This window comes from Rhodanobacter sp. FW101-FHT13A11, from assembly GCF_058790335.1.
Map to the genome: position 1 here is coordinate 225,819 of NZ_JBYTCN010000001.1, position 17,529 is coordinate 243,347.

The following is a 17,529-nucleotide window of genomic DNA, read 5'->3' on the forward strand; positions in this document are numbered from 1 at the left end:
CGCACCGATTCCAGCGCGTTTCCCGAGCTTGCCGCAAAGCACAAAAAACCCGGAAATTCATGACGTTGCTTTAGCCAAAAGCACTGTATAGGATGGCTTTGTCGCAAGAATTTGCGATTTGACGCACATGACATCCACCGCGCCATCAAGCCGCCAGCGAGGCCGCTGTGCGCCCGGTCGATATCCAAGGTCAAGCAGCGCGAGCACGGCAAGGCGCCGCCGGGGGGCGGCACTACCGTGCACCAGGATCCATCACGGGGGGAGGAACCTATGCACAAATTCCATCAGCGTCGCCAATGTCTGGCTTTTTCGATCATCGCCGCACTCGCCGCCATGCAGCTGCCGCTGGCCCACGCACAGGACGCCACTGCGCCCGCCGGCGATGAGCAGGAAACCGCCAAGGCGGTCACGCTCAGCCAGATCACGGTACGCGCACAGAAACGCGAGGAGCTGTTGCAGGACGTACCGATCACCATGGCGACGTTGCCCGAGCAGTTGCTGCAGGACACCGGCGTGCACGACATCAAGGATCTGCAGACCCTGGTGCCCACCTTGTTCGTCACCAGCACCACCTCGGAGACGCAGACCACCGCACGCATCCGCGGCGTCGGCACGGTCGGCGACAACCCCGGCCTGGAATCCTCGGTCGGCATCGTGATCGACGGCGTGCCGCGCGCGCGCAACGGCGTGGCATTCGGCGACCTCGGCGAGCTCGAGCAGGTCGAGGTGCTGAAGGGTCCGCAGGGCACCGTGTTCGGCAAGAACACCTCGGCCGGCCTGATCAACGTGATCACCAAGCGGCCCAGCTTCAAGGAAGAAGGCAACCTCGAGCTCACCGTGGGCAACTACGGCGCCGCGGGCGTGGCCGGCTCGTACAACAACAAGCTGAGCGACTACGCCGCATTCCGCGTCTATGCCGTCGACCGCAAGCGCGACGGCTTCAATCACGTGAACACCGGCGTGGGGCCGCGCACGCTCACCCGCGACGGCGACCAGGACTTCCACTCCGTGCGCGCGCAGTTGCTGATCAGGCCGAGCGGCAATCTCGACATCAACATCATCGGCGACTACACCCAACGCAACGAGAACTGCTGCGTCGGCGTCACCGTGGTGCGCGGTCCCACCGCGGCGATCGTCAACGCACTGGCCGGCGGCAACGGTGTGATCCCGGCCGTGGATATCGACAAGCGGCTTGCCTACAACAACCGCGACACCACCCAGAAAATCACCGACAAGGGGCTGTCGGCCGAGGTCAACTGGATCACGTCGTGGTTCGGCAATGCCACGCTCACCTCGATCACCGCGCTGCGCAACTGGGACGCCATCGGCGGCGCCGACCTCGACTTCAGCGGCGCCGACATCTGGTACCGCCCGTACGGTGCGGACGACAACTCGGTGCGTTTCAAGACCTTCAGCCAGGAACTGCGCCTGGCCGGCAGCGCCGACCGCCTCGACTGGATGGCCGGCCTGTACTACGACAACGAGAAGCTGCAGCGTCACGATGCGGTAACCCTTGGGCCGGCGTATGAGCCCTACCTTTCCACGGCGTTGCTGAACGACATCGCCGCGTCGTTCCCTCCCGGTCTGGTCAATACCACCAATGCCGCGACCTTCCTCTCGCAGGCCACCGGCAGGCCGTACGGAACCTCGTTCACCGGCGGGGCATCGCACGACCGCTGGAAGCAGGATGCGAAGAGCACGGCGGCCTTCGGCAATGCCACGTTCCACGCCACCGACAAGCTGGCGTTGACCCTGGGCCTGCGTTACACCCACGAGAGCAAATCGGTCGATTCGTTCTACAGCAACCCGAACGGTGGCCTGGGCTGCGCGGCCGCGCTGACCAATCCGAACCGGGTCGGTGGGGCGCTCGCCGCCCGCGGCGTGCCGGCGCCGTACATCGCCGCGATCGTGCCGACGGTGATCGGCTACATGTGCCTGCCGTGGGCGAACACCCAGTTCAACGGCCGCAGCACCACGCAGGACTTCACCGCCAACGAATGGTCGGGCACATTCAAGGCCGCCTATCGCTGGACCGATAGCGTCATGACCTACGCCTCGGCTGCGCGTGGCTACAAGGCCGGCGGCTTCAACCTGGATCGCGTGCAGTCGGGCAACGGCCTCAGCAACGGGCCGGCCGGCATCACCCCGGTCACCGATACTTCGTTCCCTGGCGAATTTGTGAACAGCTACGAGCTGGGTACCAAGACCAGCTGGCAAGACGGCAACCTGTTGCTCAACGCGGCGCTGTTCCACTCGAAGTACACCGACTTCCAGCTCAACAGCTTCCTGGGCACCAGCTACGTCGTGCGCTCGGTTCCCGAGCTGATCACCAAGGGCATCGACGCGGACCTGCTGTGGCAGACCAGGGTCCCGGGGCTGTCGCTGCAGGCCGGCGCGACCTACACCGACGCGAAATACGGCAACGATCCGCTGCCCGACGCCGCGCTGGCGCTGATCCCGGGCAATACCGCCGGCTTCGCGCCGAAGTGGGCACTCACCGGCGGCGTGACCTATCAGTGGAACTTCACCGACTATCTGATGGGACGCTTCAATGTCGGCGCCAAGCACATGACCGAGTACAACACCGGCTCGGACCTGAACCCGTACAAGATGCAGCCCGCGTACACCCTGCTCAACGCGCGCCTCGTCGTCGGTGCGATCAGCAAGCGCTGGCAGGTGGAGTTGTGGGGCAACAACCTCACCAACCGCACCTACAAGCAGGTGGGCTACGACGCACCGATCCAGCCGGGCTCGATCAATGCCTTCCTGGGCGCTCCCCGCACGTTCGGCCTGACCGTGCGCGGCGCGCTGTAACCACGCTCCCGGGAACCGCCGGCACGGCGGTTCCCGGGATTCACTACAATGCCCCGATGCAAATCGGCCCCTACCGTATCGAACCGCCGGTGGTGCTCGCCCCCATGGCGGGCGTCACCGACAAGCCGTTCCGCCTGCTGTGCAAACGGCTCGGCGCAGGCCTGGCCGTGTCCGAGATGACCACCGCCGATCCCACCCTGTGGCAGACGCGCAAGTCGCTGCGCCGGATGGACCACGCCGGAGAGCCCGAGCCGGTCAGCGTGCAGATCGCCGGCTACGACCCGGCGATGCTGGCCGAGGCGGCGCGCTTCAACGTCGCCAACGGTGCGCAGATCATCGACATCAACATGGGTTGCCCGGCGAAGAAGGTGTGCAACGTGTGGTCGGGCTCCGCCCTGCTGCAGGACGAGCCGCTGGTGGCGCGCATCGTCAAGGCGGTGGTCGATGCGGTCGAGGTGCCGGTGACCTTGAAGATCCGCACCGGCTGGAACCGCGACAACCGCAACGCGCTGAACATCGCCCGCATCGCCGAGGATGCCGGCATCGCCGCGCTGGCCGTGCACGGACGCACCCGCGCCGACAAGTACGAAGGCGAGGCCGAATACGACACCATCACTGCGGTGAAGGCTGCCGTGCGCATCCCGGTGCTGGCCAACGGCGACGTCTGCACTCCGCAGCAGGCGAAGCACGTGCTTGCCGTCACCGGTGCCGACGCGGTGATGATCGGCCGCGGCGCACAGGGGCGGCCATGGATCTTCCGCGAGATCGCCCACTACCTCGCCACCGGCGAATTGCTGCCCGAGCCGGAACCGGCCGAGGTCGCCGCGATCCTGCTCGGCCATCTCGAGCACCTGCACGCGTTCTACGGTGAACCGGCCGGCGTGCGCATCGCGCGCAAGCACCTGGGTTGGTACGCGAAGGACCGCCCCGAGAATGCCGCCTTCCGCCAGGTGGTCAACCGCGCCGAGAGTGCCAGCGAGCAGTTGCGCCTGACCCGCGACTACTTCGCTGCGCTGCAGGACGAGGCGCGCCTGGCGGCCTGAGCGAACGCTCCGCAGAAAAGCACCGATCGCACTCCCCGGCACCATGACGGAGGAGTACCGTGGCAAGCAGGGCGGCTCCTTCGGCCCCCCGGTCACGACGATGAACAGCACGGCCACAGGCGAATTCCCCTATATCCACGGATTTTCCGCGGAGGAGCAGTCGCGGCTGGTGCGGCAGGCCCGCATGTTCGAAACCAGCCTGTTCAACCACATCGACTACAGCGACGCGACCCGCCTGCTGGAAGTCGGCTGCGGGGTCGGCGCACAGACCGAGATCCTGCTGCGACGGTTTCCGCAATTGCATGTCACCGGCATCGACCGCTCCGCTGCGCAACTGGCTGCCGCCGAACACAACCTGGCCGAAACCACCTGGTGCGCGACGCGCTATACCCTGCGCCAGGCCGACGCCACGGACCTTCCCTTCGCCGAACGCAGTTTCGATGCAGCCTACCTGTGCTGGGTGCTGGAACACATGCCCAGCCCGGCGCGCGTACTCAGCGAGGTACGCCGCGTGCTCAGCCCCGGCGCCGCCGTCTACGTCACCGAGGTGCTCAACTCCTCCTTCTTCCTCGACCCCTATTCGCCGAACCTGCTGCGCTACTGGATGGCGTTCAACGACTACCAGTACGACACCGGCGGCGACCCGTTCATTGGCGCCAAGCTGGGCAACCTGCTGCTGGCCGGCGGCTACCGCGACGTGCAGACGGAAGTGAAGAGCATCCACCTGGACAACCGTCAGCCGGCGCGACGCAAGCGCATGATCGAATTCTGGGAAGAACTGCTGGTGTCGGCGGCCGAGCAGCTGGTGCTGGCCGGAAAGGTCGATGCCGCCACGGTCGAAGGCATGCGCATGGAGCTGCAGGCGGTCCGCAACGACCCCGATGCGGTGTTCTTCTTTGCGTTCGTGCAGGCCCGCGCCACCCCCTACTGAGCCATGGGCGGATCGTCCCCGCCCCCAGGCCACGCCCGACCGAGCCCGCCGTCGCAGGCCGTAAAGCCGTCCAAACGGCTGAACATCCGCCTAACCCACCGGCCCCCAGAATCCCGGCGGGCTGCAAAACCGGGGGCGGCGATGTATCATGCCGGACTTCTTTTATCTTTCTATCCGCACGAAGGGATATAAACCGCGATGTCCAACTACCTGTTCACCTCCGAATCGGTCTCCGAAGGCCATCCGGACAAAGTCGCCGACCAGATCTCCGACGCCGTGCTCGACGCGATCATCGCGCAGGATCCGCGCGCCCGCGTGGCCTGCGAAACCATGGTCAAGACCGGCGTGGCGATCGTCGCCGGCGAAATCACCACCAGCGCGTGGATCGACCTCGAAGCGATCACCCGCAAGGTGATCGTCGACATCGGCTACGACTCCAGCAACGTCGGCTTCGACGGCGCCACCTGCGGCGTGATCAACCTGATCGGCAAGCAGTCGCCGGACATCAACCAGGGCGTGGACCGCAAGAACCCGGAAGACCAGGGCGCCGGCGACCAGGGCCTGATGTTCGGCTACGCGACGAACGAGACGAAGGACATGATGCCGGCGGCGATCTACTACTCGCACCGCCTGGTCGAGCAGCAGGCGAAGGTGCGCAAGAAGAAGAACTCGCCGCTGCCGTGGCTGCGCCCGGACGCCAAGAGCCAGGTCACCCTGCGCTACGAGCATGGCGTGGCCACCGCGATCGACGCCGTGGTGCTGTCGACCCAGCACGACCCGGGCGTGAAGCAGAAGGACCTGATCGAGGCCGTGCGCGAGCACATCCTGAAGCCGGTGCTGCCTGCCAAGCTGCTGCACAAGGGCACCAAGTTCCACATCAACCCGACCGGCAAGTTCGAGATCGGCGGCCCGGTGGGCGACTGCGGCCTGACCGGCCGCAAGATCATCGTGGACACCTACGGCGGCTGGGCCCGTCACGGCGGCGGCGCGTTCTCGGGCAAGGACCCGTCCAAGGTCGACCGCTCGGCCGCCTACGCCGCGCGCTACGTGGCCAAGAACATCGTGGCCGCCGGCATCGCCGACCGCTGCGAAGTGCAGGTGAGCTACGCGATCGGCGTGGCCCACCCCACCTCGATCTCGGTCACCACCTTCGGCACCGGCAAGATCAGCGACGAGAAGATCGAGAAGCTGATCCGCAAGCACTTCGACCTGCGCCCGTACGGCATCCTGCAGATGCTCGACCTGATCCACCCGATGTACCAGCAGACCGCCAGCTACGGCCACTTCGGCCGCACCCCGCACCAGATGAAGGGTCCGGACGGCAAGGCCTTCACCGCGTTCTCGTGGGAAAAGACCGACCGCGCCGAGGCGCTGCGCAAGGATGCCAAGCTGAAGTAAGGCCGGCGCTGCACATTGGAACGAACGGGCCGCCTTCGTGCGGCCCGTTTCTATTTCAGTTTCAGACCAACAGCCTTTCCGAAGCGCAACACCAGTTCATGTTGTACCGCAGGTGCGGCCTGCAACGACTGCCGTGCGCGCCTGACCCAGCCCGCACCCCGAGCGGCCAGGTCGTCCCACGCTTCCACCAGCACACTGGGCGCACGCTGCAGATGCCAGTCGATCAGGCTCAAAGCCTGGAAAATATCCTTGGCGTATTTCGCATGCCGCGGTCCACGCTCGGCGGCCACCAGCAGTTTGTGCAAGCCGTAGCGCGCTGGGTCGGGCAAATTCACCAGGCAAGCGTCGGCCCGGTCCAGCAGCACGGCCTGCCCAGGCCGCTCCAACAAATAATCCAGAAACTTCAGCGGCGTCAGCGCCACGCCGATATCCGGCATCGACACATCCTTGCCGCCACGGCGCATCACGGTCAGAAAGTCGATACGCAAATCGGGTTCCTTCTCGCTGACATAGTTGCTGGCGAAGCCGCGACTGCCGCCAAGTGCCGGCAGGAATCCCATCTCCAGCGACTTCAGCGCATCGTCCACATCCGCATGCATATTGGCCGGCAACGCCACCTCCACGTTGCCGCCTGCTCCCGCATGCGCAAAATCAAGATCGAGAGTGCGCGCGCCCTCGCTCCACACCACTCCCAGCTGGTTGCCCATGGCGAGGAACGCCTGCGTGCCCACCAGCAATCCGCCGGCACGAAAGAACTGGTAATCGGCGAATCGCTTGACGATGCGAAAGTGCTTTGCCGGCGTAAGCGCATTGCCCTGGGCGAATGCCGCACTGGCCTGTCGCGCCACCGCTTCGAATGCCGGTACCGGTTTGTCGCGTGCATTTTCGATCGCCTCGATCGGCGGTCCCTCCGGCCCCAGGTAATACTCGCGCTTGCGTCCGTCGATCTCCTTGAACTGCCAATACGCGTAGCGGCGTCCCTTGATTGTCTTCCAGCCCACCGTCCCGGTCAGCGACGCCGGCGAACGCATGGTCTCAGCCACTTGAACCAGCTCCTGCAGTTCGGCGTAGGCGGTCTGGGCGGCAACGGGAAGTTCGCGGTACAAGGCCATCATCAGGGCTCCGGCGGATACCGTGGTTATACCACTCACAAAGAATGAGTGGTATAACCACGGTATCTTTTTCATTCGCACGAACGGCCGCCCCATGCACCTTGACCAGTTGCTCAACGACATCGACCGAGATTCCCTGACCGAGCTCTTCGGCGGGGCCGCGCTCGCAGCGGTCGAAGCCAGCCTGACGGAAAAGAATGGCAAGGCCTACGTGCATTGTCTGGTGCGCGACAAACCTGTGCAGGCCAAGCGCGAGGAACTGGTGCGGCAACTGTGGCTGCAACGACTGACGCTGTACTACGGGTACCCGGCATCGCGACTTGGCGTGGAATATCCGGTCACCTTCGGCCGCGATACCTCCAAGCGCGCCGACATCGTGGTGATGGATGCCGACCGCCCCACCGTGCCCTACCTCATCGTCGAAGTGAAGCAAGGCAAGCTCAAGGACGGCAAGGAACAACTTCGCTCGTACACCCACGCCACCGGCGCGCCGCTGGCAATGTGGTGCAACGGCATGGAATCGGTCGCGTGGCACCGCAAGAATCCCAACTACTTCGTCGAGATTCCCGACGTTCCCAACGTCGGCCAGACCATCGATGACATCGCCGGCCAGCCGTGGACGATGCAGACGCTGATCGAGGTTGAGCAGCGCCGCGAAATCGAGGGCAAGCGCACGCGCAGCCTCAAGCAGTTGATCGAGGAAATGGAGAACGAAGTCCTTGCCAATGCCGGTGTGGACGTGTTCGAGGAAGTGTTCAAGCTGATCTTCAGCAAGCTCTACGACGAGATGTACTGCTATCGCGGCCGCCACAAGTATCTGCGCTTCCGCAACAGCAACACCGCCGCGCGGCTCAAGGTCAGCATCCAGTCCTTGTTCGACGACGCCAAGAAGGAATGGCCCGGGGTGTTCGCCGAGGATGACAAGATCAAGCTCGGTCCGGAGCACCTGCAAGTCTGTGTCGGTTCGCTGGAGGAATGGAAGCTGTTCAACTCCAACCTCGACGTGGTGGACGACGCCTTCGAATACCTGGTCGGCAAGTCGTCCAAGGGCGAGAAGGGCCAGTACTTCACGCCGCGCTGGGTGATCGACATGTGCGTGCGCATGATGAATCCGCACGAATCGGAAACCGTGATCGACACCGCCGCTGGTAGCGCCGGATTCACCGTGCATTCGATCTTCCATGTATGGAGGCAGATCCTGGCTGACGAAGGCCTGCCGGTATCGCACCTGTTCACCATGGAAGACAAGCCGCAGCGCTGCCGCGACTACGTGCGCAACAAGGTATTTGCCATCGACTTCGACGAGAAGTCCGTGCGCGTGGCACGCTGCCTCAACCTGATTGCCGGCGACGGTCAGACCAACGTGTTGCACATGAACACGCTGGACTGGACCAAATGGGACGAGCGCATCCGGCAGGACGAAGACTGGCAGGAAACCTACGGCCCCGGCTGGGCCAAGCTCAAGAAGCTCCGACATCCGAAGAACCAGAACCGCACGTTCGGCTTCGACGTATTGATGGCCAATCCACCGTTCGCCGGCGACATCAAGCAGAGCGATATGCTCTCTCCCTACGAGCTGGGCCACAAGGCCAACGGCAAACTGGAAGGCAAGGTCGGCCGCGACCTGTTGTTCATCGAGCGCAACCTGGACTTCCTGCGCCCCGGCGGGCGTATGGCCGTGGTGCTGTCGCAAGGCCGCTTCAACAACGCCAGCGACCAGCGCGTACGTGAGTTCATCGCCGAACGCTGCCGCATCCTCGCCGTGGTCGGCCTGCACCCCAACACCTTCAAGCCGCACACCGGCACCAAGACCAGCGTGCTGTTCGTGCAGAAGTGGAACGACGACGCCAGCGATCCGCGCTACCACTGCCCGCGCACCGACGACTACCCGATCTTCTTCGCCACCCAGCAACTGGCCAGCAAGGACAACAGCGGCGAGAAAATCATTGCCTTATCGCAGCCACGCCATCGTCTGTTCGACTGGACAAAGAGCGACAAGCCAACGCTGGAAGACCTCTCAGAAGGTGAGTTGAAACAGCGCTTCGCGGTGGCGGAAGCCGCCAGCCTGTATCGAGTCACTTATCCGGATGGCAAGCAAGGGGTCGAATCGGGACTGGCCCTGATCCAGCAACACGGCAGCCTGGAGGCGATTCGCAAGGAGGATGGCTATCAGTTGCAGCGCCTGCGCGAGGTCGAGACCTACCGCAAACCTTTGCGCGACAGCCACGAGCACTGGGTGATCCAGCACGACCTGTTCAACCACGACGGCCTGACCCAGGACGGTATCGCCGAGGCCTTTGCCGAGTTCGCCGCGAAGGAGAAACTCGGTTTTTTTTGAATCGCCCCTTTGACGCGGCCCGCTATGTGGGCTTGTTGGAGGGGCTGGAAATTTCAGTCGTCCAAAAACGTAACCTCAACGATGAACTGCGTTATGAAGCCGAGTACTTCCGAAAGCGATTCTTGCAGGAAGATCGTGCCCTTTCCCGGTTGCCACAGAAAGCACTGGGCGAGTTCGCACATGTAACCGATGGACCACATGGCTATCACGTGGTGGATGAAGCTTCACCAATCGTGATGCTCACAGCAAAAAATGCGAAAGACTGGTTCACCGAGCGCGCAGGCGCAGATCCGATTGCAACGTGGGTAGATGATGCAAACAAACGATCGTCACTCGTAGTGGATGACATCATCCTCTCCACACGCGGAACAGTCGGCCTCTGTGCGTTGGTGACTGAAGAAGCCTTACCTGCGAATATCGATCAAGATGTCGCCCGTATAAGCTGGGAAGACAAAAATTCGTTTCCTCCTGGCTTCATCGTTGCCTACCTGAACTCATCTTACGGTCAAGATCATTTCGCGCGGTACTCGTCAGGGATGGTGCAACAAGGGATGTCGTTATCGAAGGTGCGCGAGATACCTATTCCTTCGCTGTCGCAGGAGGTATCTGTAGCTATTGCCGACATGGTGAACTCTGCACTTGATCTACGCCGCAGCGCGGTAACTGGCAATCTCAAAGCCGAGCAAATGCTGCTTCGCGCCCTTGGTCTGGAAAACTGGCAGCCACCGGAACCGCTGAGCTACGTCCGAAGCAGCCGCGACGCGTTTGCCGCCCAACGGCTGGATGCGGCGCATTTCGCCCCAACGGCCTCGCTACTGGAAGACAAGATCAAGCAAACCGGAAGCTGGGCACTGCTCGGCGATCTTCTAGCGCTCAACCTTCGCGGTTCGCAACCGATCTATGCAGACGCCGGCGTAGCGGTCGTCAACTCGAAGCATGTCGTCAACGGCGAGGTACGCATCAACGACGACAATCGATACGGTATATGCAGCGATGACCAGGCCACCGTCATTCGACCGGGCGACGTGCTGATCAACGGAACCGGCGTCGGGACGATCGGGCGGGCAGCACCTTATCTACATGACCACAACGCTCTACCGGATAACCACGTAACCATCCTGCGAACGAAGCCGAATGCTATCGACCCCGTTTACTTGGCAGTCTTCTTGAACAGCCTTGCAGGCCAACTGCAGGTCAGTAAATGGCTGCATGGGTCGTCCGGACAGATCGAGCTCTACCCCAGCGACATTGCGCAGTTCGTCGTCTGGCTGGCTCCCGGGGCAATCCAGCAATCGATCCGGAAGGCAGTCGAAGCCGCTACGACCAATAAGCGCTGCGCGGCAAACCTGCTCGACGCCGCCAAGCGCGCCGTCGAAATCGCGATCGAGGATTCCGAAGCAGCTGCTCTGGAGCACCTCGCTTCGTTCAAGCTGTCTACGAGTACCGCGCCGTGACCGTCGTCCACTGTTCGCAAAAGCTGCTCAAACGCCTGCGCCTGCCGTGCACGCCAGCGAAGCCGATGCCGCAGAACAACCCGCTGGGCGAATGGTGCGCTGACATCGACTTCATCGACCGCCAGCCGTTCGTGCTGCTTATGAACGCCGCCACGGGGACGGTGCTGGTCGTGCCTGGCCGCGCCGTCGATTTGAAACGCCTGCACGAGATGGCGGCAGAGCAGCTGCGGTTCCTGTTGGCCGCCTGCGGGATCGGTGGTGCGCTGGCCGAAGGCGAATTGGATGCCTGGCGATTGCCGCCGACGTTCGCACGCAACGGCAATCGCAGCCTGGTTTCATCGATGAACCAGCGCAAGTACGAGGCGTGGTCGCAATTCGCCCATGGTCGCCTCACGGCGTTCGAGGTGGCGCTGCGCATGCTGGAGACGCCGTTCTCACGCAAGGATCTGGGTCGCGACTTCCACTTCGCGGCTGATCTGCTGCGCGCCAGACTGATGCCCTCGGCGAAGATCATCCCGCTTCATCCCACCCGCGACCTGCACTGAGTCAGCGCTGCGAACTGACCAGCGACCGATTCCAGAGCCGCCGACACGCCAGCGATCGCGCGTCCACGTACAATGGGCGGATGTCTCTTATCCAATTGCAATGCGTCGACTTCAGCATCGGCGGCCCGCTCCTGCTCGAGCACGTCGATCTGTCGATCGAGGCGAACGAGCGTGTGTGCATCGTCGGCCGCAACGGCGAAGGCAAGTCCACCCTCATGAAGCTGATCGCCGGCGAGCTGCAGGCCGACGACGGCGAAGTGCGCATCCAGAACGGCATCGTGGTGGCGCGGATGGCGCAGGAGGTGCCGCAGGGCACCGCCGGCAGCGTGTTCGACGTGGTCGCCGAAGGACTGGGCGACCTCGGCCGCCTGCTCGCCCGCTACCACCACTTGCTCAATGAGGGCGACTTCGACGCGCTGGGCGACGTGCAGCACCAGATCGAGGCGCAGCACGGCTGGGACCTGGACCGCCGCGTGAGCGACGTGCTGAGCCAGCTGGAACTGCCCGGCGACACCGACTTCGCCGCGCTGTCCGGCGGCATGAAGCGCCGCGTGCTGCTGGCCCAGGCGCTGGTGCGCAAGCCCGACGTGCTGCTGCTGGACGAACCGACCAACCATCTCGACATCGAGGCGATCGGCTGGCTGGAAACCTTCCTCAAGCAGTTCGCCGGCAGCATCCTGTTCGTCACCCATGACCGCAGCTTCCTGCGTGCGCTGGCCACGCGCATCGTGGAGATCGACCGCGGCGCGCTCACCGATTGGCCCGGCGACTACGACAACTACCTGCGCCGGCGCGAGGAACGCCTGCACGCCGAGGCGCAGGCGAACGCGCTGTTCGACAAGAAGCTGGCGCAGGAGGAAGTGTGGATCCGCCAGGGCATCAAGGCCCGGCGCACCCGCAACGAGGGTCGCGTGCGTGCGCTGAAGGCGCTGCGCGTGGAGCGCGCGCAGCGCCGGGAACTCGGCGGCAACGTGAAGATGACCGCGGCCAACGCGCAGGCCTCGGGCAAGAAGGTGATCGACCTCGGGCACGTGCACCAGGCCTACGGCGGCCGCGTGCTGATCGACGACCTTTCCACCACGGTGATGCGCGGCGACCGCATCGGCATCATCGGCCCGAATGGCGCCGGCAAGAGCACCCTGCTGAAGATCATGCTGGGCGAGCTGCAGCCGCAGCGCGGCACCGCGGAGCTGGGCACCGGCATCCAGATCGCCTACTTCGACCAGCACCGGCTGCAGCTCAACGACCAGCTCAACGCGCTGGACAACGTGGCCGAGGGCCGCGAGTACATCGAGCTCAACGGCCAGCGCAAGCACATCATCGGCTACCTGCAGGATTTCCTGTTCTCGCCCGAGCGCGCGCGCGCGCCGATCACCCGCCTGTCCGGCGGCGAGCGCAACCGCCTGCTGCTGGCCAAGCTGTTCGCGCAGCCGTCCAACCTGCTGGTGATGGACGAGCCCACCAACGACCTCGACGTCGAAACGCTCGAACTGCTGGAAGAGCTGCTCACCGACTACCAGGGCACCCTGCTGCTGGTCTCGCACGACCGCGCCTTCCTCGACAACGTGGTATCCAGCACCCTGGTGCTGGAAGGCGAGGGCCGGGTCGGCGAATACGTGGGCGGCTATACGGACTGGCTGCGCCAGCGGCCCGCCGCGCGCAGCACGCCCGCCACCGGCAAATCCACCACGCCGGCGCCGACGCCTGCGGCCCCCGTCGCGGCAAAGCGCAAGCGCAGCTTCAAGGAGCAGCACGAGCTGGACCAGTTGCCGAAACGCATCGAGCAACTGGAGGGCGACATCGCCGCGCGCACCGCCGCGATGGCCGAACCGGCCTTCTTCCAGCAGGACAGCGCCGCCATCGTCAAGGCGAACGAGGCCCTGGTGGCATTGCAGGCCGAGCTCGACGCGGCCTACGCGCGCTGGACGGAACTGGACGGCTGATTCCAGGAGTGAGTGGAGAGGAGTGATGGGTGAGAGAAAGCAGTGTGCGCCACGCTCGAGGCCTTTTCTCACTCCTCACTCCTCACTCCTCACTCCTCACTCCTCGTTCCTCGCCTTTCCCGCGACGCGCCGCAGGCGGCACTCCGGTCCGGCGTATCATTCGCGGATTGCCCCTGCGGATGATCGCCATGTACACGCTCTACTACGCCCCCGGCTCGGCCAACCTGCTGGTGCACCAGGCCCTGCTCGAGATCGGTGCGCCACATACGCTGGAACGCATCGACCTGGATGCCGGCCAGCAACGCAGCGCGGCCTACCTCGCGCTGAATCCGAACGGCGTGGTGCCGACCCTGGTGATCGACGGCGTGCCGCACGGCGAGGCCGCGGCGCTCGCCATGCTGCTGGCCGAGCGGCACCCCGAGGCCGCGCTGACGCCCGCCACCGGCAGCGCGCAGCGTGCCGACTACCTGCAATGGATGCTGTACTTGGCCAACACCCTGCAGCCGCTATTCCGCCAGTGGTTCTACCCAGCCGACCACCTGCCCGCCGGCGCCGACACGGTCAAGGAAGCCGCCCGTGCCGGCATCGAGAAGAGCTGGTCGCACATCGACGCCCACCTCGACGCCCACGGCCCGTACATGCTCGGCGACCGCTTCAGCCTGGTCGACCTTTACGTGCTGATGCTGATGCGCTGGTCACGCAACATGCCGCGTCCGGCGACGGCATGGCCACAGCTGGCCGCGCTGGCCGCACGACTGAAGGCACGGCCATCGTGGAAGCAGGTGTGCGAGGCCGAAGGCCTGGTCGAGTGGGCCTGAACGCATGAACGACGGCGCCGACACCTGGGCCGTCTACCTGCTGGAATGCGCCGACGGCCGCGTCTACACCGGCATCGCGCGCGATCCCGAGCAGCGCTACGCGAAACACTTGGCCGGCAAGGGCGCCCGCTTCACCCGCGCCAATCCGCCGAAACGGTTACTGGGCTGGGTGTGGGTTTCCAGCCATGGCGAAGCGTTGCGGCTGGAGATCGCCTGGAAGCGCTTGCCGCGCGACCAGCGCATCGCCGCGCTGCAGGCAAGCCTCAAACCGTAGGAGCGCACCCTGTGCGCGATGCTCTTCGTCGCGTCACGCAAAAGCATTCGCGCACAGGGTGCGCTCCTACGGGTCCCCGCCGCGGTCAGCTTTTCGCGGCATATCCCAACCGAGAGCGGCGGGCCGTGCCCGCCCTACGAAGGGCCGTGGTCAGCCGGTGTTCTGCAGGCCTTGCGAGACACCGTTGACGCAGGCGACCAGCGCCTGCAGCACGGTGTCGTCCTGGCGGTCGCTGGCGCGCCAGCGCTGCAGCAGGTCGACCTGCAGCAGGCTCATCGGGTCGACGTAGGGATTGCGCAGGCGGATCGAGGCGGCCAGGCGCGGCTCGCCGCGCAGCAGCACCTCGCTGCCCTTCAGCCGCAGCAGCCAGTGGCGGGTGCGCGCGAATTCGTCGCGGATCAGCCCGAAGAATTCGTCGTGCAGCGGGCCGGACAGTTTCGAGAACGCCTCGGCGATGTGCAGGTCGCACTTCGCCAGCACCATCTCGACGTCGTCCAGCAGGTTGCAGAAGAACGGCCAGTCGCTCGCCATCTCCGCCAGCGCCGCTTCACCGAACTGCTGTACGCCCTGCTCCAGCGCGCTGCCCAGGCCGTACCAGCCGGGCAGGATCGTGCGGCACTGGGTCCAGGCGAACACCCACGGGATCGCCCGCAGGTCCTGCACGCCGCGCATGCTGCGGCGGCTGGCCGGACGCGAGCCCAGGGTCATCCGCTCGATCACGTCGACCGGCGTGGCGCTGCGAAAATAGTCCACGAAGCGTTCGCGTTCGATGAAGGCACGATAGTGCCGCCGACTGGTCGCCGACAGCGCGTCCATCAAGGTGCACCAGCGCTCCACGCGCGGCTCGCCCCCGGGCGGGCGCAGCGAGGCGCGCAGCACCGCGCCCACGGTCTGCTCCAGGTTGCGCAGCGCCAGCGCGCGGATGCCGTACTTGCGATGGATCACCTCGCCCTGCTCGGTCACCCGCAGCACGCCGGCCACCGCGCCGCGCGGCGCGGACATCAGCGCCGGCGTGATGCGCGCGCCGCCGCGGCTGGCCGAGCCGCCGCGGCCATGGAAGAACGCCAGCTGGATGCCAGCGGCGTGCGCCACTTCCAGCAGTGCCGCCTGGGCGCGCTGCAGGCCCCAGCGCGAGGCCAGCGTGCCGCCGTCCTTGCCGCTGTCGGAGTAGCCCAGCATCACCCACTGCTGGTCGCCGCGCGCGGCGAGGTGACGGCGGTAGACCGGGTCGTCGAGCAGGGCACGCAAGGTCGCCGGCGCGTTCTTCAGGTCGTCCACGGTCTCGAACAGCGGCGCGATGTTGAGCGGCACGTCGTTCGCCTGGTCGACCAGTCCACCACGCCGCGCCAGCGCCAGCACCGCCAGCACATCGGCGGCCGAACGCGCCATGCTGATGATGTACAGGCCGGTGGCGTCCTCGCCGTGGCTGGCGCGGCTGTCGCGCAGTGTGGCGAACACCGCCTGCAGCGATGCGGCATTCGCGTCGCTGCTGTGCGGGAACGCCGCCTCGCCGCAGGCATACGGGCGCAGTCGATCGGCACGCGCGGCGCCATCGCGCATGGCCCAGTCCGGATCGGCGAGCAGCGCTGCCAGCGCGTCGTCGTGCACGCGTGAATCCTGCCGCACGTCGAGCCGCGCCAGGTGGAAGCCGAAGCTGCGCACGCGGCACAGCAGCCGCTCCACGGCGTAGGCGCCGGCGTGCACGCCGTGATGCTGGAACAGGCTGTCGGCGATCAGTTGCAGATCGTCCAGCAATCCACTGCTGGACGCATAGCCGTCCGGGCCATCGTCCCGGGTCAGCGCCAGCCGCGCGTCGACCAGCTGCAGCAGGCAGCGGTACGGCATGTCGGCGTGGCGCGGCCGGATCAGTGCTGCGGCCGCGGGAAAGCGCTCACGGTAGTCCGCCAGCCGCGCGCGCAGCGCCGCGGACACGGCGACCCGTCCCTCGGTCTGGCTGAGCAGCCGCGCCAGCGCGGCCACGTCCTCGCGGTAGCGTTCCAGCACCAGCGCGCGCTGCGAGTCGAGGCAGGCGGCGATGGTGTCGGCGCCCACGTTAGGGTTGCCGTCCATGTCGCCGCCGACCCAGCTGGCGAAACGCAGCAGCCGCGGCAGCCGGATCGCCACGCCATAGGTGCGCTGCAGCGCCTGCGCCAACGATTCGTACAGCGCCGGCACGATCCGGTACAGCGGGTTGGCCAGGTAGAAATCCACGTGCTCGCGCTCGTCCTGCACGCTGGGCCGCACCGGCGAAGCCTCGGCGGTCTGCCAGCCGGCGGACAGCGCCATGTAGATGCGGTCGTCGTCCTCCCGGCGCTCCTGCGGCGTGCGCTGCTGGTCGAAGCCGTCGATCAGCGAAGCGACGATCGCCTGCTCCTTCTCCAGCAGCGAGCGACGCACCGCCTCGGTCGGGTGTGCGGTGAACACCGGCTCGATCCACAGCCGTTCGAGCCAGCCGACCAGTTCGTCGGCGCCCACGCCTTCGGCCTTCAGCCGGCCCAGCACGTCGAGCAGCGATTCCGGCTGCGGCGTGCTGCCCTCGCGCTGGTAGTCGCGGCGGCGGCGGATGCGGTGCACCCGCTCGGCCGTGTTCACCGCCTGGAAATAGGTGGCGAACGCACGCGCCAGCGCTTCGGCGTCGTGGGCGTCGAGACCGGCCAGCGAAGCGGCCAGTTCCTCCACCGAGGCGCCCTCGCGGCGGCGGCGGATCGCCGCGGTGCGCACCTGTTCGACCCGCTCGAAGAACGCGTCGCCGCCCTGTTCGGCCAGCATCCGCCCGACCATCGCGCCGAGCCGGCTGACGTCCTCGCGCAGCGGGCCGTCGGGCGGCAGGAACTCGGGTTCGCGGCTGGATTCCATGCG

Annotated in this window: 12 protein-coding genes; 10 read left to right on the forward strand and 2 right to left on the reverse strand. The window is 65.7% G+C overall.

Annotated elements, in window-relative coordinates:
* Positions 1-270 precede the first annotated feature (270 nt).
* From AC3WRN_RS01015 to metK, 4 genes are all read left to right on the forward strand, one after another.
* A complete protein-coding gene (locus tag AC3WRN_RS01015; RefSeq protein ID WP_492621522.1) occupies positions 271-2,814 on the forward strand; it encodes a TonB-dependent receptor in 2,544 nt (847 codons plus the stop codon).
* Between the two features lie 56 nt (positions 2,815-2,870).
* Positions 2,871-3,857, forward strand: coding sequence for a tRNA dihydrouridine synthase DusB (gene dusB, locus AC3WRN_RS01020; protein ID WP_492621523.1), 987 nt, complete (start codon positions 2,871-2,873; stop codon positions 3,855-3,857).
* A 100-nt stretch (positions 3,858-3,957) separates the two neighbouring features.
* Complete coding sequence (locus AC3WRN_RS01025) at positions 3,958-4,788, forward strand: class I SAM-dependent methyltransferase (protein ID WP_492621524.1); 831 nt, start codon at positions 3,958-3,960, stop codon at positions 4,786-4,788.
* A 198-nt stretch (positions 4,789-4,986) separates the two neighbouring features.
* Entirely contained in the window at positions 4,987-6,186 is a 1,200-nt protein-coding gene (metK, locus tag AC3WRN_RS01030; RefSeq protein WP_068090178.1) for a methionine adenosyltransferase, read from the forward strand.
* A gap of 50 nt (positions 6,187-6,236) precedes the next feature.
* Here metK and AC3WRN_RS01035 read toward each other — a convergent pair whose 3' ends face one another.
* Positions 6,237-7,301, reverse strand: coding sequence for a GSU2403 family nucleotidyltransferase fold protein (locus AC3WRN_RS01035; RefSeq protein ID WP_068090176.1), 1,065 nt, complete (start codon positions 7,299-7,301; stop codon positions 6,237-6,239).
* A 91-nt stretch (positions 7,302-7,392) separates the two neighbouring features.
* Between AC3WRN_RS01035 and AC3WRN_RS01040 the strand changes: the two genes are divergently transcribed.
* From AC3WRN_RS01040 to AC3WRN_RS01065, 6 genes are all read left to right on the forward strand, one after another.
* Positions 7,393-9,636 carry a type I restriction-modification system subunit M gene (locus AC3WRN_RS01040; protein ID WP_492621525.1) on the forward strand — a complete coding sequence of 748 codons (2,244 nt, stop codon included), beginning with the start codon at positions 7,393-7,395 and terminating at the stop codon, positions 9,634-9,636.
* The gene (locus AC3WRN_RS01045) at positions 9,633-11,090 is read left to right on the forward strand and encodes a restriction endonuclease subunit S domain-containing protein (protein WP_492621526.1); all 1,458 of its coding nucleotides are present in this window, start codon (positions 9,633-9,635) and stop codon (positions 11,088-11,090) included. The genes AC3WRN_RS01040 and AC3WRN_RS01045 overlap by 4 nt, the downstream gene beginning before the upstream one ends.
* Positions 11,087-11,635 carry a DUF6933 domain-containing protein gene (locus AC3WRN_RS01050; RefSeq protein WP_492621527.1) on the forward strand — a complete coding sequence of 183 codons (549 nt, stop codon included), beginning with the start codon at positions 11,087-11,089 and terminating at the stop codon, positions 11,633-11,635. The genes AC3WRN_RS01045 and AC3WRN_RS01050 overlap by 4 nt, the downstream gene beginning before the upstream one ends.
* 80 nt (positions 11,636-11,715) lie before the next feature.
* A complete protein-coding gene (locus tag AC3WRN_RS01055; protein ID WP_492621528.1) occupies positions 11,716-13,578 on the forward strand; it encodes an ATP-binding cassette domain-containing protein in 1,863 nt (620 codons plus the stop codon).
* A gap of 188 nt (positions 13,579-13,766) precedes the next feature.
* Positions 13,767-14,396, forward strand: coding sequence for a glutathione S-transferase family protein (locus AC3WRN_RS01060; RefSeq protein WP_492621529.1), 630 nt, complete (start codon positions 13,767-13,769; stop codon positions 14,394-14,396).
* A gap of 4 nt (positions 14,397-14,400) precedes the next feature.
* A complete protein-coding gene (locus tag AC3WRN_RS01065; protein WP_492621530.1) occupies positions 14,401-14,670 on the forward strand; it encodes a GIY-YIG nuclease family protein in 270 nt (89 codons plus the stop codon).
* Positions 14,671-14,820: 150 nt separating this feature from the next.
* On the opposite strand, the gene ppc is transcribed toward AC3WRN_RS01065, so the two are convergent.
* Positions 14,821-17,526: a phosphoenolpyruvate carboxylase gene (ppc, locus tag AC3WRN_RS01070; protein ID WP_492621531.1), complete on the reverse strand. Its 2,706-nt coding sequence runs from the start codon at positions 17,524-17,526 to the stop codon at positions 14,821-14,823.
* Between the last annotated feature and the right edge of the window lie 3 nt (positions 17,527-17,529).

Excerpts from the sequence above, each read along its gene's own strand:
- AC3WRN_RS01015 (WP_492621522.1), top strand. The coding sequence starts at position 271 with ATGCACAAATTCCATCAGCGTCGCCAATGTCTGGCTTTTTCGATCATC.
- dusB (WP_492621523.1), top strand. The coding sequence starts at position 2,871 with ATGCAAATCGGCCCCTACCGTATCGAACCGCCGGTGGTGCTCGCCCCC.
- AC3WRN_RS01025 (WP_492621524.1), top strand. The coding sequence starts at position 3,958 with ATGAACAGCACGGCCACAGGCGAATTCCCCTATATCCACGGATTTTCC.
- metK (WP_068090178.1), top strand. The coding sequence starts at position 4,987 with ATGTCCAACTACCTGTTCACCTCCGAATCGGTCTCCGAAGGCCATCCG.
- AC3WRN_RS01035 (WP_068090176.1), bottom strand. The coding sequence starts at position 7,301 with ATGATGGCCTTGTACCGCGAACTTCCCGTTGCCGCCCAGACCGCCTAC.
- AC3WRN_RS01040 (WP_492621525.1), top strand. The coding sequence starts at position 7,393 with ATGCACCTTGACCAGTTGCTCAACGACATCGACCGAGATTCCCTGACC.
- AC3WRN_RS01055 (WP_492621528.1), top strand. The coding sequence starts at position 11,716 with ATGTCTCTTATCCAATTGCAATGCGTCGACTTCAGCATCGGCGGCCCG.
- AC3WRN_RS01060 (WP_492621529.1), top strand. The coding sequence starts at position 13,767 with ATGTACACGCTCTACTACGCCCCCGGCTCGGCCAACCTGCTGGTGCAC.
- AC3WRN_RS01065 (WP_492621530.1), top strand. The coding sequence starts at position 14,401 with ATGAACGACGGCGCCGACACCTGGGCCGTCTACCTGCTGGAATGCGCC.
- ppc (WP_492621531.1), bottom strand. The coding sequence starts at position 17,526 with ATGGAATCCAGCCGCGAACCCGAGTTCCTGCCGCCCGACGGCCCGCTG.